This window comes from Winogradskyella ouciana (genome assembly GCF_009709615.1).
Taxonomy (GTDB): Bacteria; Bacteroidota; Bacteroidia; order Flavobacteriales; family Flavobacteriaceae; genus Winogradskyella; species Winogradskyella ouciana.
This window is the reverse complement of the sequence record NZ_WJYA01000025.1, coordinates 1-470: the sequence shown is the minus strand read 5'-3', so window position 1 is coordinate 470 and position 470 is coordinate 1. Positions and strand designations below refer to the sequence as shown.

1 protein-coding gene is annotated in these 470 nt (G+C 39.8%); it reads left to right on the top strand.

Translation table 11 applies throughout. The features are described from left to right. Window positions 1-250, top strand: a 250-nt coding sequence (locus F1003_RS16985; RefSeq protein WP_235898406.1) for a hypothetical protein, incomplete at its 5' end; no start/stop codon positions are given. Window positions 251-470 lie beyond the last annotated feature (220 nt).

The window sequence follows — 470 nt, the reverse complement described above, 5'->3', positions numbered from 1 at the left end:
GATACACCAGCTAAGTGAAGTGAAAAAATTGTTAGGTCAACTGATGCTCCAGCATGTGCTAGGTTTCCAGCTAAAGGTGGGTATACAGTTCAACCTGTTCCGGCTCCAGCTTCAACTCCTGATGATGCTAGTAATAAAAGAAATGATGGAGGAAGAAGTCAAAAGCTTATGTTGTTTATTCGTGGAAATGCTATGTCTGGGGCTCCAATTATTAAAGGTACTAATCAGTTTCCGAACCCACCGATTATAATAGGCATGACTATGAAGAAAATTATAACAAAAGCATGTGCTGTAACGATAACATTATAAATTTGGTCATCTCCAAGTAGTGTTCCGGGTTGGCTCAGTTCGGCTCGAATTAATATGGCTTATAATCCACTGTTCCAGCAGTAAAAGGCAACTCCGTTTAAAACACATGAACCGATCCGTTCCGTTGTGGCTCCTATATGATATTTTATCCATCAGGTAAA